This window comes from Cohnella xylanilytica, assembly GCF_014212175.1.
Classification (GTDB): domain Bacteria; phylum Bacillota; class Bacilli; order Paenibacillales; family Paenibacillaceae; genus Cohnella; species Cohnella xylanilytica.
In genome coordinates this window covers 41233-56521 of the sequence record NZ_JACJVR010000038.1, presented here as the reverse complement: position 1 = coordinate 56521, position 15289 = coordinate 41233, and the positions used below count along the sequence as shown (strand labels likewise).

General features: G+C 59.1%; 11 protein-coding genes. 10 read left to right on the top strand and 1 reads right to left on the bottom strand.

Annotation, left to right across the window (positions count from 1 at the left end; genetic code table 11):
* Positions 1-329 precede the first annotated feature (329 nt).
* The 9 genes from H7B90_RS10260 (at position 330) to H7B90_RS10220 (ending at position 11479) form a co-directional block, all read left to right on the top strand.
* A complete protein-coding gene (locus H7B90_RS10260) occupies positions 330-1283 on the top strand; it encodes a carbohydrate kinase family protein (protein WP_185135774.1) in 954 nt (317 codons plus the stop codon).
* A 12-nt stretch (positions 1284-1295) separates the two neighbouring features.
* Positions 1296-2765 (top strand): sucrose phosphorylase, encoded by a 1470-nt coding sequence (gene gtfA / locus H7B90_RS10255; RefSeq protein ID WP_185135773.1) that lies wholly within the window; start codon positions 1296-1298, stop codon positions 2763-2765.
* Between the two features lie 23 nt (positions 2766-2788).
* On the top strand, positions 2789-3607 hold the full coding sequence (locus H7B90_RS10250; protein WP_185135772.1) for an alpha/beta hydrolase: 819 nt from the start codon (positions 2789-2791) through the stop codon (positions 3605-3607).
* Positions 3608-3690: 83 nt separating this feature from the next.
* Positions 3691-5388 (top strand): sensor histidine kinase, encoded by a 1698-nt coding sequence (locus H7B90_RS10245; RefSeq protein WP_185135771.1) that lies wholly within the window; start codon positions 3691-3693, stop codon positions 5386-5388.
* A 10-nt stretch (positions 5389-5398) separates the two neighbouring features.
* On the top strand, positions 5399-6994 hold the full coding sequence (locus tag H7B90_RS10240) for a helix-turn-helix domain-containing protein (RefSeq protein WP_185135770.1): 1596 nt from the start codon (positions 5399-5401) through the stop codon (positions 6992-6994).
* A 193-nt stretch (positions 6995-7187) separates the two neighbouring features.
* Positions 7188-8729 carry an ABC transporter substrate-binding protein gene (locus H7B90_RS10235; protein WP_185135769.1) on the top strand — a complete coding sequence of 514 codons (1542 nt, stop codon included), beginning with the start codon at positions 7188-7190 and terminating at the stop codon, positions 8727-8729.
* 67 nt (positions 8730-8796) lie between these two features.
* Positions 8797-9723, top strand: a complete 927-nt coding sequence (locus H7B90_RS10230) for an ABC transporter permease (RefSeq protein WP_221481989.1) — start codon at positions 8797-8799, stop codon at positions 9721-9723.
* 11 nt (positions 9724-9734) lie between these two features.
* Positions 9735-10628 carry a carbohydrate ABC transporter permease gene (locus H7B90_RS10225; RefSeq protein ID WP_185135767.1) on the top strand — a complete coding sequence of 298 codons (894 nt, stop codon included), beginning with the start codon at positions 9735-9737 and terminating at the stop codon, positions 10626-10628.
* A 44-nt stretch (positions 10629-10672) separates the two neighbouring features.
* Entirely contained in the window at positions 10673-11479 is an 807-nt protein-coding gene (locus H7B90_RS10220; protein ID WP_185135766.1) for a Nif3-like dinuclear metal center hexameric protein, read from the top strand.
* A gap of 54 nt (positions 11480-11533) precedes the next feature.
* Here the strand turns inward: H7B90_RS10220 and H7B90_RS10215 are convergent, their stop codons facing one another.
* Positions 11534-13240 carry an RICIN domain-containing protein gene (locus H7B90_RS10215; protein ID WP_185135765.1) on the bottom strand — a complete coding sequence of 569 codons (1707 nt, stop codon included), beginning with the start codon at positions 13238-13240 and terminating at the stop codon, positions 11534-11536.
* Between the two features lie 351 nt (positions 13241-13591).
* Between H7B90_RS10215 and H7B90_RS10210 the strand changes: the two genes are divergently transcribed.
* Complete coding sequence (locus H7B90_RS10210; protein ID WP_185135764.1) at positions 13592-15277, top strand: extracellular solute-binding protein; 1686 nt, start codon at positions 13592-13594, stop codon at positions 15275-15277.
* The last annotated feature ends 12 nt before the right edge of the window (positions 15278-15289 follow it).

Here is a 15289-nt window from a genome sequence, read left to right as displayed (position 1 = left end):
CCCTATACTTTCCATTACTCAATTGGTAATGAAAGTATAGGGGGTGTTTCATAATGACGATAATCTCATGCGCCATCCATCTTATTTTCTCACCTTCGATCCCAATCTTACAACATTCATGCAAGGGGCGCGATCGGACGCAAACCTGCAAGCCGCCATTCTAACGGACGCCACGGCCGTTAACCCCCAAGGGTTCGTTCCGCGCGGACTAGATTCCCCTTATATTTGAAAATTCTCGCCTTATTTTTAGAAGAGAATCTCGACCCGGCCGAGCTAAACTGAGTGCATCCTTCCATGAGGCATTCCATTAGAACCGGGGGACGACTGCAATGGATTTCCGTGAAAAGCTGCATTTCGAGGAGAGGCCGAACGACCTGTTCGCGGTCGGCGAGCTGCTCGTCGACATGATCTCCGACGAGTACGACGATACGTTCCTGTCGAGCGGATATACGAAATATCCGGGCGGATCTCCTTCCAATATCGCGATCAACGCGCAGAAGCTGGGCATCCGCTCCCAGATCGCCGCCTGCGTCGGGAACGACGGCTTCGGCGAATTTTTGCTGGAACGTCTCCGCCAAGAGGACGTGAATACGCACTTCATTCAGCGGGCCGAGGAATCGACGAGCCTCGTCGTCGTGACCAAGAGCCGGGCGACCCCGATCCCGATCTTCTACCGGGGAGCGGATTATCGGCTCGCTTATACTCCGCAGCTGGAGGAGGCCCTGCTTCACTCGAAGCTCGTCCATTTCTCCTGCTGGCCGATCTCGAGGCTTCCGTCCCGCCGAACGATCGAACGCGCGATCGATGCGGCTGCGGCCCACGGGGTGCGGATCGGCTTCGATCCGAACTACCACCGGATGATCTGGCAAGCGGGAGAGGACGGCGTCTCGTACGTCAAGTCCATCCTCTCCAAGGCGGACATCGTCAAGCCTTCGGAGGACGACGCGGAGCGATTGTTCGGCCCGGATACGCCGGCCAACCAGTTGGAGAAATTCCTGGAGCTCGGGGCCAAGCTGGTCATTCTGACGCTCGGCAAGGACGGCGCCCTCGTCTCGAACGGGAAGGAGACGAGAGAGTACGCGACGATGGCTTCCGAGGTCGCGGACACGACGGGGGCGGGCGACGCCTTCTGGTCCGGCTTCTACGCGGCGTCGATCAAGGGGTATCCGCTCGAAGAAGCCCTGCGGCTCGGCTTCGCCGTCAGCGCCTATAAGCTGAAGTATACCGGGGCCGTCGTCGATCTGCCGAGGCTTGAAGACATCAAGAGCCAATATCGCTTATAGGAGGCGTCGACCGTGCCGGTACGCAATCAAGTTCAACTCATCACTTACCCGGACTCGCTGGGAGGAGATCTGCGCGCGCTTAACGAGCTGCTTCGCAAGCATCTCGCCGATCTGTTCCCGGGAGGGGTCCACATTCTTCCCCCGTTCCCTTCCTCGGGTGATCGGGGCTTCGCGCCGCTGACGTATCTGGACATCGATCCGAGCTTCGGAACGTGGGACGATATCCGCGAGATCGGAGAGAAGTTCGACGTCCTGGTCGACCTGATGGTGAATCATATCTCCAGACAGTCGCCTTACTTCCAGGACTTCCTCGCGAAGGGGCGCGAGTCGGAATACGCCGATCTGTTCATTCCGCTCGATAAACTATGGGAGGACGGCGTGCCCGTGCAGGCGGACATCGACAAGATGTTCCTGCGGCGTCCGCTGCCGTATTCCGTCTACCGGGTCGGCGAGAACGGCGAAGAAGCGAAGGTGTGGACGACGTTCGGGAAGACCGATCCTTCGGAGCAGATCGACCTGGACATTCGCTCCGGGCTGACCAAGCGGCTGCTGCGGGCGTTCTTCGAGAATTTCCATCGGCATAACGTGAAGATCGTCCGTCTCGACGCCGTCGGGTACGTCATCAAGAAGCTCGGAACGAGCTGCTTCTTCGTCGAGCCGGACATCTACGAATTTCTAGGCGAGATCAAGCAGCTCGCCGATTCGTTCGGAATCGAGCTCCTTCCGGAGGTGCACGCGCATTACGGCACGCAGTTCAAGCTGGCCGAGCGGGGGTACTGGATCTACGACTTCATTCTCCCTTATCGCGTGCTGGAGGCGCTTGTCAACCGGTCGAACAAGGACTTGATCGATTACTTGAAGGTTCGCCCGCACAAGCAATTCACGATGCTGGACTGCCACGACGGCATTCCCGTCAAGCCGGATCTGGACGATCTTATCGACACCGCCGAAGCGAGGAAGCTGGTCGATCTCTGCGTGAGCAGGGGAGCCAACCTGAGCCGGATCCTGTCGGACGAGCACAAGGCGGCGGACGGCTTCGACGTCCATCAGATTCGCTGCACCTATTACAGCGCGCTTAACGAAGACGACGACGCCTATGTGGCGGCGAGAGCGATCCAGCTGTTCGTTCCGGGCATTCCGCAAGTGTATTACGTGGGCCTGCTGGCGGGAGCGAACGATCTGGAGAGAGTCGAGCGGACCGGCGAAGGCCGCGAGATCAATCGGCATAATTATTCGGTCGAAGAAGTCGAGCAAGCCCTTGAGAAGCCGGTCGTCCGGAGGCTGATGAAGCTGATTCGCTTCCGGAACGAGTACGAGGCCTTCGACGGGCGGTTCAGCGTGCCGGAATCGGCCGAGAGCGAGATTCGCCTTCGTTGGAGCCGGGAAGATAAGTGCTGCGAGCTGTTCATCGATCTGCGATCCTATCGCACGGTCATCGAGTATGTCGATCATTCGGGAGAATCGATCTCCTGCGAGCTTTAACCGAAGAGAGGGGAGTGAGCCCGATGGCCACGATGCAAATTCATTTTTTCTCGCGCTGCCTTCGCCGGGAAGTTCCGTTCACCGCTCTGCTGCCGGTGGATTCTCCCGTGCACCCGAATCAAGAGGATCCGAGCGTTCGGCCCTTGAAGGCCTTGTATCTTCTGAACGGCTATTCCGGCACCCACACGGACTGGCTCCACTTCTCCCGCATACGCGAATTAGCGGACCGGTACCGGATCGCCGTGTTCATGCCCTCCGGAGAGAACCACTTCTACGTGGACGATGAAGATCGAGGAGCTCTGTACGGGGAGTATGTCGGCGAAGAGCTGGTCGACTTCACGCGCAAGCTGTTCCCGCTCTCCGCGGCCCGGGAGGACACGTTCATCGGCGGGCTGTCCATGGGCGGGTACGGAGCGATTCGGAACGGCTTCCGGTACGCGAGCCGATTTGGCAGGATTATCGCCTTGTCGTCCGCCCTTATCCCGTATAAAATCGCTAATATGGAGCCGGGCTTCAAGGACGAGATCGCCGATTACGGCTACTACAGGAGCGTGTTCGGCGATTTGACCCGGCTGCTCGGCAGCGACAAGGATCCGGAAGCGATCGTCAGGCGGCTGATCGAGAATGGCGAGGAGCTTCCCGGCCTCTATATGGCTTGCGGGACCGAGGACTTCCTGCTGGACGTGAACCGCCGCTTTCATGATTTTCTCGAGAAGGAGAGAATCGGGCATGCTTATCGCGAGAGCGCCGGCGCCCATACTTGGGATTTCTGGAACGAGACGATCGCGGACGGCCTGAAGTGGGCCTTGGGAGAGCCGCCCGCGGATCGGATCGCGGACTAGCTTCGATGGACGCCCCTGACTTTCGATCGACGCGATCGGGGTCGGGGGCTTCCTGAATTCGGGGAGACAGGAGAGGAGGCGTCATGCGTACGAACAGCATCGTATTCCGGTTCTCCATGCAATTGACCATCATCGTCGCGATTCTGTTCGCCGTTCTTGTCCTGAGCAACGTGTACTCGCTGGAGGTCGTGAGGAACAACACCCAGGACGGCGCGCGCAATACGCTCTCTCTGTATCAAGCCAACATACGGAATTACTTGAACAACTTCTCGAAGGATCTGACCGAGGTCTTCGAGAACCATGTCGACGCGGCGAACGACTTCGAGCAGCTGAGCGAGAGCGGACGGTACTTCCGGTCGATCCAGCTCAAGAAGGCGCTCGCCGCGAAGATGTCCGCCAACGACGCCAGCGACGGCCTCTTCATTCGATTGCCCGGCGATACGCTTCTCGCCCAGGTCAGCTCCCGAATCGATTCCAACGAGAAGCTGGCGCTGATCGACTACATCGAGCAGCGGAAGTGGGTTCCCGATTCCGACGGGACGGAGGACGAGTGGACGGTTCTCTCGGTTCAAGGCGTTCATTATTTGTGCAAATATATGGTCTACTCGGGGATGACCTTCGGCACCCTCGTGAACGCCGAATCCCTTCTGGACATGGTGAATCGGGGAGGAGGCGACCGGAACGGATACGCGCTCAGCGACCGGGAGGGCCGCCTTCTGACCTGGAACCAAGCAAGCTTGAAGCCCGTCGAGACCTTGGACGAGCTGCGGAACGAATATCGCGGCCGCTACCTGATGATCTCCGAGCCGATCGCCGAATTCGGCGAGATCACGAGCCTCGTCGCCAAGCAGAGCGTGTTCTCCAAGCTGAAGATGATCCAATGGCTGATCGTCCTGCTGGCGCTGGTGTCGCTGGTCGTCGTGCCGCTGGTGCTCCGCTCTCTGGCCAGGGACATCTTGAAGCCGGTTCTCGAGCTGGTCAAGGCGGCCAAGGAGGTCGAGAAGGGGCAGCCGGAGCTGCAAATTCCCGAAGGCGCGGACCGCTCGATGGAATTCACGAAGCTGTACCGCTCCTTGCAGTCCATGGTGCGGGAGATTACGGAGCTGAAGATCCAGTCCTACGAGGAGCAGATCGAACGAAGCCGCGCGGAGATCAAATTTTTGCAGATGCAGATTCGTCCCCACTTCTTCTTGAACGCCATCTCGACCGTAACGAGCCTGACCTATCAGAACAAGAACGAAGAGATCCGCGGGCTGGTCCATCACCTGTCCGAGCACCTGCGATATATGTTCAGAGCCGGACTCGCCGTCGTTCCGCTCGAAGAGGAGATCAAGCACGCGGTCAACTATATTCGCATGCAGGAGATCCGCTATCCCGATCAGATTTTCTATATGACCGAGATCCAGGAGGAGGCCGGCCGCTCGCCCGTGCCCCCCTTCCTGATTCAGACGTTCGTCGAGAACGTCTTCAAGCATGCGATGTTCTATGAAGAGATGCTCTCCATCTATATTCGGGCCGGCATGGAGATTCGAGAAGGCGCTTCCTTCGTCAAGATCGTCATCGAGGACAACGGAGGAGGCTTCGACGCCGAATGGCTGAGAAGCTTCTCGTCCGTTCAAGAGACGGAGGGAGGGGCGCATATCGGAATCGCCAACGTCCGCCGAACGCTTCATCTCTTGTACAAGCGCGAAGACCTGGTTCGGCTGTCGAACGGCGAACCGTCCGGAGCGCGGGTGGAATTGTGGATACCGGCAACGATAACCGACGAACGGACGGCGTAGGAGGAACCGTATGCGCTGCTTATTGATAGACGACGACATTCCCACGGTCGAAGCGCTGCTTCGCATCGTGGATTGGAACGATTACGGAATCGCGGAGACGGCGTTCGCGTACAACGTTCAGGACGCCATGCGGCTGTTCGAGGCCGATCGTCCGGACCTCATCGTCTGCGACATCGAGATGCCGCGAGGCTCCGGGCTCGACATGATCAAGTGGGTTCGGGAGCGGGAGTATGACGGCGGCTTCATCTTCTTCACCTGCCACGAGAGCTTCGAATTCGCTTCGACGGCCATCTCGTATAACGCCGACGCCTACCTCGTCAAGCCGATCGACAAGACGAAGCTGGAGGCCGCGCTGCGCAAGGCCGTGGACGCGCTTAAACAGAACCGGCTGCTGGACGAATACAGCAGGCTGGGCTTGACGTGGATCAAGAACAAGGAGTGGGTGGAGCGGAATTTCTGGCGGGACGTTCTGACGGAGGCGATCTCGCCCCGAGCGGATCTGATCGCCAGCGAGATTCGCAAGCGGGAGCTGCCGCTGTCTGCGGACGGAGACTACGTTCTGTTCCTGGCCGGCGTTCCGAGGTCCCAGGCGGAGGAACGCTGGGACGGCAGCATCCTGCTGTACGCGCTGTCCAATTTGGGCTCCGAGGTTCTATTCGACCGGGTCAACCACGACCGGGTCATCCCTTATCAGACGGAATCCGCCTTCTACATTGCCGTCATCCTGGAAGGGACGTCCGACGCGGAGCGGTTGAAGGAGCTCGGCGGACGGCTGATCGGGCTGTGCGGACAATATTTGAAATGCACGGCAACCTGTTACGTCGCCGAGACGGTAGCCATCGCCGGGCTCTCCCGGGCGAGAGAACGGCTGGAGCAATTGGATGCTTCCAACATTATCTTCCGAGGGAAGGTCCACCTGGAGAAGGTTCCCTTCCGCTACGATACGTCGGACCGCTACGCCTTGGACATGGATCGCTTCTCGCTCCTATTCGTCCAGGGCGAGAAGGTTCCGATCGTCAACGGGCTGAAGAAAGAGCTGGAGAGGCTGGCCGAGCAGAACAAGCTGGATCCGGCGACTCTGCATTCGATCCGGGAGGACTTCCTTCAGGTCGTCTATTCGCTGCTCCTTCGGAATCATATCCAGGCGCACCGGCTGTTCGCCGACGAAGCCATCCTGCAGCTGTCGCAACAAGCCGAGAGCAGCGTATTCGACTTCATGAAGTGGGCCCAAGCGATGACCGACAAGACGATCGATTCCGTTCGGGAGACGCTGAAGTCCGAAGGAGTCGTCGACAAAGCCAAGCGGTTCATTCACGAGAACTACAAGCGGGAGCTGAACCGGGAAGACGTCGCGGCCCACGTGTACTTGACGGCGGATTACCTGGCCAAGGTGTTCAAGGCGGAGACCGGCATCGCGATCAAGGAATATTTGAACGAATGCCGGATCAACGAAGCCAAACGGCTGCTCCTCGAGAGCAAGGCGAGCGTGAGCGAGATCGCGCTGGAGACCGGCTTCGACACGCTGTCTTATTTCTCCACCGTGTTCAAGAAGCTGACGGGAGAGACTCCGAACGCGTACCGCGCGAAGCATAAGCCGCAACTATAAGCCGCAACTTAGACGCAACTATAAGCCGCAAAGCGAAACTCCGCTTCCGGACGGGAGGCGGAGTTTTTTTCGAGCTTGCGGGGGAAGGACGGGAGCAGCGCTTGTTTTCTAAAATACAGGCCGTCTTTTTGAAAGCCGGGCTCGCCGCGAACAGGTAAACTGAGAGCGAAAACAACGAACAGGAGGCCACAGGATGAATAGAAAAAAGGGGTTAGCGGCGCTGCTCATGTCGGTTGCGCTTACCGGATCGGTATTGACGGCCTGCTCCGGCGGCTCGGATTCTTCTTCCACGCCGGATGACGATAAATCCGTCAAGGCGGAGGAGATCGTCTTCGCGCTGCCGTCCTTCAACCGGATCCCGGACGACCTGAGCAAGGTTACCGACGCGATCAACGCGATTACGGTCGATAAGATCGGCGTCAAGGTCGACTTCCGCGTGTACGGCCCGGCCGATTACATGCAGAAGGTCAACCTGGCGCTTCAGAGCGGGGAGAAGATGGACGTCTTCACGACGCTCGGCCAATTCTCGAACTACGTCTCGAAGAGCCAGGTCGCGCCGCTGGACGATCTTCTCGCCGAGCACGGCAAAGAGATGACCGCGATTCTGGAGAAGGACTTCGGGCCGGACATGCTCAAGGCCACGACGATTAACGGCCATATCTACGGCATTCCGGTGAACAAGGGGATGGCTCTGCCCGTCAGCTTCGTCTACAACGCGGATATGCTGAAGGAGGCCGGCTACTCGGCGGACGATATCGGCTCCGTGGACGATCTGGCGGAGATCTTCGAGGCGGTCAAGAAGAAGCATCCGGATGTCGTCCCGTTCGGGCCGATCAACGTCAATCCGAGCGACACCAACCTGATTAACCTGCTCAAGGGGATCCACAAGGTCGACTTCCTGACGGACACGACCGGAGCGGGCGTCGTCGTCGGGAACGACGGCAAGGTCGTCAACTTCTACGAGACCGATATTTTCAAGAACGGCGTGCAGATGATGAGAGACTGGTATAACAAAGGGTATCTGCAGAAGGATGCGGCGACGACGACGATCACCTCCAGCGAGATGCTGGCTTCCGGCCGGGAATTCTCCTTCCTCGGCGGCTACGGCGGCAAGGAGGTCGGCAAGACGATCAGCGCGCAGACCGGCAAGAACGTCGAGACGAAGCGGATCGCTCCGTTCTACTTCGATACGAGCGCGGTCAATTCCGTCAGCTGGATGGTATCGAGCACGTCGAAGGCGCCGGAAGCCGCGGTTAAGTTCCTGAACCTGCTCTATACCGACGAGCAATTGATCAATACGATTCTGTACGGCATCGAAGGCGAGGACTACGTGAAGGTCGACGAACATCACGTCAAGTTCCCGGAAGGCAAGGACGCGAACACCGTCTCCTATACGGCCATGATCAGCACCGGCGTCGTCGGCTCCGAGTCGCTGCAATACCAATTCGAGGGGATCGACTGGTCGGACGTCGAGCTGAAGCTGAAGGAGAACAAGGAGACGGAGCGCTCGCCGTACTTCGGCTTCATCTTCGACCCGAGCAAGGTGAAGACGCAGATCAGCGCCGTGAACAACGTCGTCAACCAATACTTGCCGGGCCTCGTCACCGGCTCCCTCGATCCGGAGACGACGATTCCGAAGTTCGTCAAGGCGCTGAACGACGCGGGCGCGGCGGACGTCATCAAGAGCAAGCAAGAGCAGCTCGATCAATGGATCGCCTCCCAAGGCGGCCAATAAAGCAAGGCATGAAGGAGAATGGAGCCTGCCGAAGGTTCCATTTTCCGTAATGGAGGAGTTAACGGATATGAGACACGCCAACGGAACCTCGAGCGCGCTTCGCAAGACGGCGCCTCTCCTGATGCTGGCCGCTCCGGGCCTGCTCTACTTTCTGATCAACAGCTATATTCCCATGTTCGGAGTGTTCATCGCGTTCAAGGACGTCAACTACGCCAAGGGGATCTTCGGAAGCGACTGGATCGGCCTGGACAACTTCCAATTCCTGTTCAAGACGACCGACGCCTGGATCATGACGAGAAATACGCTGCTCTATAACCTGGCGTTCATCGTCATCGGAACGGTCTGCTCGATCTTCATCGCGATTCTGATGGCGGAGTTGCTGACGAAGCTGTATTCGAAGCTCTACCTGTCCGGGCTCGTGCTGCCGAGCCTGATCTCGATGGTCGTGCTGTCGATGCTCGTATTCGCCTTCCTGAACGCGGACAGCGGCTTCGTCAACAAGTCGATACTGCGGCCGCTCGGCCTTCCGGAGATCAATTGGTATTCGGAAGCGAAGTACTGGCCTTATCTGCTTGTCCTCATTCAAATATGGAAGACGGCGGGCTACGGCTCGATCGTGTACTTCGCTTCCATCGCCGGGATCGACAAGAGCATCTACGAGGCGGCCAAGATCGACGGGGCCGGCAAGCTGAGGCAGATCCGGACGATCACGCTGCCGCTCCTCAAGCCTACGGTCATCGTGCTCGGCCTCATGTCGATCGGACGCATCTTCAACTCCGACTTCGGCCTCTTCTACCAGGTTCCGCTCAACGCCGGGGCGCTGTACAGCGCGACCCAGACGATCGACACGTACGTGTACCGGGCGCTGATGCAGCTGAACGACATCGGGATGTCGGCGGCGGCGGGGCTGTACCAATCGCTCGTCGGCTTCGTTCTCGTCCTGGTCGTCAACGCGATCGTCAAACGGGTCAATTCGGAAAACGCACTGTTCTAGGGGGTACGTCCATGATTCAAACGAGAGGGGAACGCGCCTTCGCCCTGTTCTCGGCCATTCTGATGGGGCTCTTCACGCTGGCCGCATTCCTGCCGTTCGTCCTGATCCTTATCGCTTCCGTGACGAAGGAGTCCAGCCTGATCAACGACGGCTACAGCTTCTTCCCGAAGGAATTCAGCCTGGACGCTTACGTCTATCTGCAAGCTTCGGCGTATACGTTCCTGAGAGCCTACGGCGTCTCGATTCTCGTCACGGTCGTCGGCACGGCCGTCGGCCTGCTCATCACGAGCATGCTCGCTTATCCGATGTCGCGGAAGGACTTCAAGTACCATAATACGCTGGCCTTCGTCGTCTTCTTCACGATGCTGTTCAGCGGAGGCGTCGTTCCTTCCTATATCATGTGGACGCAGGTTTTCCACGTTAAGGACACGCTCGCTGCGCTGATCGTGCCGAACCTGCTGGCGAACGGATTCAACGTGCTGCTCGTCCGCAACTACTTCAAGAGCAACGTGCCGGTCGACCTGATCGAATCCGCCCAGATCGACGGCGCCACGGAGACGAGAACGTTCTTCCGCATCATGCTGCCGCTCTCCGTGCCCGTTCTGGCCACCGTCGGCCTGTTCATGGGGCTCGCCTATTGGAACGACTGGATCAACGCCCTTTACTACGTGAGCAAGCCGCAATACTATGGGATTCAGAACCTGCTCGTTCAATTGATGAACAACATTCAATACCTCAATTCCGGCCAAGCGGGCAACGCGGTCGGAGCGGGAGCGGTGGAGCTGCCGAGCAGCGCCGTGCGGATGGCGATGGCGGTTCTCGGAATCGTGCCGATTCTCGTCGTGCTGCCGCTGCTTCAGAAGTATTTGACCCGGGGCGTCGTGATCGGCGCCGTCAAGGGGTAAGGGGAAGGGCCAAGAATAGAAGTGGGAAAAGGAGCGAGACGCCAATGAAGGTGCAAGACGTCATCGATCGGATCTTGGACAAAAGCTGCGGAGGACGCAAGCTGGAGCAGACGTGCGACGTGCTCGCGAGCGGAAGCCCCGACATGGAAGTGACGGGCATCGTCACGACGTTCACGGCGACCGTGGACGTCATTCGCGAGGCGATCGCCGCCAAGGCGAATCTCATCGTCACGCACGAGCCGACTTACTTCACCGGCGCCGACAAGGTGGACTGGCTGCGGGACGACCCCGTATACGCGGCCAAAAAGAAGCTGATCGAAGACAACGGAATCGCGATCTGGCGCTTCCACGACCATATGCATATGGCCGAGAGCGATCTGATCTACGACGGGCTGATGCGGGAGCTCGGCTGGGAGGACAAGAAGCTCGATCCGCCGTCGCCTTGGACGTACGTCATCGAGCCGACTACCGTCGGAGAGCTGGCGGAGTTCTTCAAGGCGAAGCTTGGCATGAGCGTCGTGCGAATCGTCGGCAAGCCGGAGTCTCCCTGCTCCCGGATCGGCATTCTGGTCGGAGGCGGCAGCCTGGGCCTCGGGCGGGAAGAGATGCCGATGGAGCTCATGCGGGACAAGGAGCTGGACGTCATGGTCTGCGGCGACATTACGGAATGGACGCTGTGCGCCTATGTCAACGACGCTTCCATGCTCGGCATGAACAAGGCGATGATCGTAGTCGGGCATGAGCGGACCGAGGAGTGGGGAATGAAGCACCTGGCGGAATGGCTGCTTCCGATCGCGGAAGGATTGCCGGTGAAGTTCGTCGACGCCAAGGAGCCGTTCGTTTATCGGTAGGAACCGGCGAACGCCGCCGGAGGGCGAGAGCTCTCCGGCGGCGTTCGCTTGATATCAGTCGATCTTAACCAATTGCCATTGCTGGTTCAGGTTGCCGCGGTACAGATTCTGCTGAATCGGCGCGTTGTTCGCCGTCGAGGAGCCGGCGACCTCGACGGCCTTGTTGCTGTTCACGTTGATGATGCTCCAATAGCCGTTGCTTAACTTGAACAAGCGGAACTGCTGCGCGGTATTGTTGAAATCGGACATCAGCTGAATCGCTTCCCCGTTCGTCTTCGTGCCGTTGCGCACGTCCATCACCTTGCCGTCGGACGAGCTGACGCTCCGCAGCTTGTAATAATTGTTGTAGCTGCCCACATCCGTGACGACCCACTGCTGGGCGGTCGCGCCGTTGTCGGTATACTGCTGCAGCTGCAGAGCGTTGGTGTTCGCTCCGCCCGGGACCTCCAGCACCTTGCCCGAAGCCCGGTTCACGATCTTGTAGGTCGAACCGGACTGGATTCCGTTCCACATCCCGTTCCATGGATGCAGCTGCGCCCGCTCGTAATACCATTCGAAGAGGAAGCGGGCCATGCCGTCCCGCGCCGCGTTGCCGTCGTATTTGAGACCGGCCGTCGGGTCCGCGAACGAGCTTCGGGGGCCGGCTTCCAGCAGGAACCCGTTCATGTGGACGGCGATGCTGACGTTGCCCGCCGCCGTGAAGATCGCTTTCGTGTTCTTGCCGAAGCCTTCGTTGGAGCCGTTGAACAGTTCCCAATAAGAGGAGTCTCCCGGCAGCGTCTTGAACCAGGTCGTCTCCGTGATGTTGATCGGATATTGATCCGCGCACGGCTTGATGGTGTTGTCCCAAATCTGCTGCAGAGTCGCGTAATCGTCATGGGCGCCGTAGCCCGGATACCAGTGAACCGCATAGCCGACATTGTTCAGCGGATCCGTCAGCGGATAAGTCGCGCACAGCTGATAATATTGATCCCAGCCGAGTCCCGCCGCCCAGATGACGTTGTCCGCTCCGTTGTTCCGAATGGTGGAGATAATGGAATTTTGGAAGTTCTTCAGCGCGTTCCAGTGGTCGGCGAAATCCGGCTCGGCGGGGTTCCCTCCCCAGCCTCCGTTCGCGTATGAGAGAACCGGCTCGTTGATGAGCTCGAACATGACGTTGTCCGCGCTCTTGATGCCGGGCTGGGAAGAGAGGTAGCCCCAGATCTGATTGAACTTGTCGAGATTCGCTTGCGTGGTCGCCTGGTTGTTGAGAATCGTGAAGTCCAGCCCGAGCGTGACGTAAACTCCTTTGGTCTTGGCGTAGTTGATGTACGGAATAATGACGTTCTGCGTGACGGCCTGCAGCCCGGCGAAGTTGTAGGTGCCGGCCGCGACGTCGCCCATGTCCTCGCGGTCGATGAACAGGCGAACCTGGTTCATGTACCAGCCATGACTGCTGCCGTACTTGCCGGAGGTCGTGGTGAAGGTGTCGGTAATCTCCTTCAAGTACTCCAGGGTCGCCGCATGCCGGTTCCCGCCGTTCCGATTCAGGTAGTAGCTGCTGTTCTGATACGTCCAATAAGAGCCGGACGGTTGGTGCCACCCGCTTAGCAATACCGGCTGTCCGCTGCTGTTCACCAGCTGGTTGCCGCTCACGCGAAGCTTGGACATGGGCATGCCCGTCCAGGCTTCCGCCGCGTTGCCGTGAAGCAGCATCGGCGTAACCAACAGGGTTAGCGCCAACAGGAATTTGCTTGCCCAGCTCCATCTTCCTTTACTCATCAATGTCACTCTCCTCGCTAATCGGTTGTTGGCGGAACTCGTGGAAGCTCGTCGTCGGCCGCAGCCGAGACGGCGCGCTCGCCTCTTCGCTGCGAGCGGTTCTCCACCCCCTCTCGATTATGAATGCGCTTTCGCAACCAGTGTAATCTCGTCGGGAGGATGGCCGCAACCTGTCTAATTATAGGAAGTGAAGCCATTAAGAGGCGTCGCGGTCGGCAAACGGTAAACGTTCGGCAACAAAATCAAAAATTGCACCTTGATCTTCGGGAGAGATATCCGGCATCATAAAAATTGCTCTAACGTATGGACTCATAAAATTCAGGATCGGCAATCTCATCCGGGGGGCCGGCAATGGACAAAGTCAAAGCATCGGTCAGGCTCGTCATGGCTTCGGCAATCTCCGTTCTTCTCTTGTCCGCCTGTCGGCAGGACGGCGCGTGGCCCGAGCCGCTTCCGGAGGGGATTCCGGAAGCGGCCCCCTATCGAGAACTCGGCTTAAGCCGATATAACCCCCCCGTCGAGCTGAGCTTCGTCCGCGAGACGAGCGACGACCTGGACAGCTTGCTCGACCAGCTGCCCGGCGAATCGCTGACGGACAACCGGTGGAGCCGATTGTACGAGCGGGTGCTGGGCATTCGGATCAAGTACGACTGGACGGCGAAGGGGAGCCTGTTCTATCAGAAGCTTGGCGTCGCTCTCGCCTCCGGCGACATTCCGGACGTCGTCCGGGTCGACGCGCAGCAGCTGCGGCAGCTGTACAACGCCGGTCGAATCCAGCCTCTGACCGACGTGTACGAGCAATACGCCACCCCGCTGACCAAGAAGACGCTGAGCGAGGAGGGCGACGGCCAATTCGAGGCGGCGACTCTCGACGGCAAGCTGATGGGCATCCCGGACCCTTCCTCCTCCATCGAAGGGGCCAAGTTCCTGTGGATTCGGACCGACTGGCTCCGCGAGCTCGGGCTGCAGCCTCCCCGGACGATGGACGATGTATTGGCGATTTCGAAAGCGTTTACAGACGGCGATCCGGACCGCGACGGCAAGAACGACACCTACGGCCTCGCGCTCACCAGCTACTTATTCGATCCCGTCGCGGGCGTATCCGGCTTCATGGCGGGCTACGGGGCGTATCCGAACCTATGGGTGAAGGATGCCTCCGGCAAGCTGGCGTTCGGCGGCATCCAGCCGGAAGCGAAGGAAGCGCTGAAGGCCCTTCAGCATCTGTACCGAACCGGTCAGCTGGACTCCGAATTCGGGATCAAGGACGGCCTTAAGGTTCGCGAAGACGTCGCCGCAGGCCGGCTCGGAATCGTCTACGGGGAGCAATGGAGCTCCTTCTGGCTGCAAGGAAGCCGGGAGCGCAACCCGGACGCCCAATGGCAGGCCTATCCGATCGTCTCTGCGACGGGGGAGCTTCCGCGAGTGCCGCTTCCGTTCAATACCGGCCATTTCTTCGCCGTTCGGAAGGATTACGAGCATCCCGAGGCCATCGTCAAGCTGTTCAACCTGCATTTGGAGAAGAATTGGGGAGCGACGGCCGAGTACGACAAGTATTACAGCACTCCGCTTGCCGTCTGGACCTTGTCGCCGGTCACGCCGTTTCCCGCGAAGAAGAACCTGGAGGCTTACCGGCAGCTGGAGGAGATGCGCAGAACCGGCGATTCTTCCAGGTTGAAGGACGAGGCCAAGGCGATCCGGAGGAACATCGAGACGTACGAGGCCGGAGGAGCCGGAGCCGAGACCGGCTGGGGCTGGGAGAGGACCTACGGCCAAGACGGAGCCTTCGCGATTCTGGACCGGTACGAGAGCAACGGTCAATTGCTCTACGAGAGCTTCGTCGGAGGCCCGACGTTGACGATGATCGAGAAGAAAACGATTCTCGACAATCTGCTGAACGATACGTACATGAACATCATTTTGGGCCGACCGATCGATGAATTCGACCGTTTCGCGGACGAATGGCGCCGATTGGGAGGAGACCGGATTACCGCCGAAGTCAACCAATGGTATGCCGCCAGAGGCAGCACAACGAGGTAACAGGCGCGATCG

Coding starts and splice junctions, on each gene's coding strand:
- H7B90_RS10260 (WP_185135774.1), top strand. CDS start 330: ATGGATTTCCGTGAAAAGCTGCATTTCGAGGAGAGGCCGAACGACCTG.
- H7B90_RS10250 (WP_185135772.1), top strand. CDS start 2,789: ATGGCCACGATGCAAATTCATTTTTTCTCGCGCTGCCTTCGCCGGGAA.
- H7B90_RS10245 (WP_185135771.1), top strand. CDS start 3,691: ATGCGTACGAACAGCATCGTATTCCGGTTCTCCATGCAATTGACCATC.
- H7B90_RS10240 (WP_185135770.1), top strand. CDS start 5,399: ATGCGCTGCTTATTGATAGACGACGACATTCCCACGGTCGAAGCGCTG.
- H7B90_RS10235 (WP_185135769.1), top strand. CDS start 7,188: ATGAATAGAAAAAAGGGGTTAGCGGCGCTGCTCATGTCGGTTGCGCTT.
- H7B90_RS10230 (WP_221481989.1), top strand. CDS start 8,797: ATGAGACACGCCAACGGAACCTCGAGCGCGCTTCGCAAGACGGCGCCT.
- H7B90_RS10225 (WP_185135767.1), top strand. CDS start 9,735: ATGATTCAAACGAGAGGGGAACGCGCCTTCGCCCTGTTCTCGGCCATT.
- H7B90_RS10220 (WP_185135766.1), top strand. CDS start 10,673: ATGAAGGTGCAAGACGTCATCGATCGGATCTTGGACAAAAGCTGCGGA.
- H7B90_RS10215 (WP_185135765.1), bottom strand. CDS start 13,240: ATGAGTAAAGGAAGATGGAGCTGGGCAAGCAAATTCCTGTTGGCGCTA.
- H7B90_RS10210 (WP_185135764.1), top strand. CDS start 13,592: ATGGACAAAGTCAAAGCATCGGTCAGGCTCGTCATGGCTTCGGCAATC.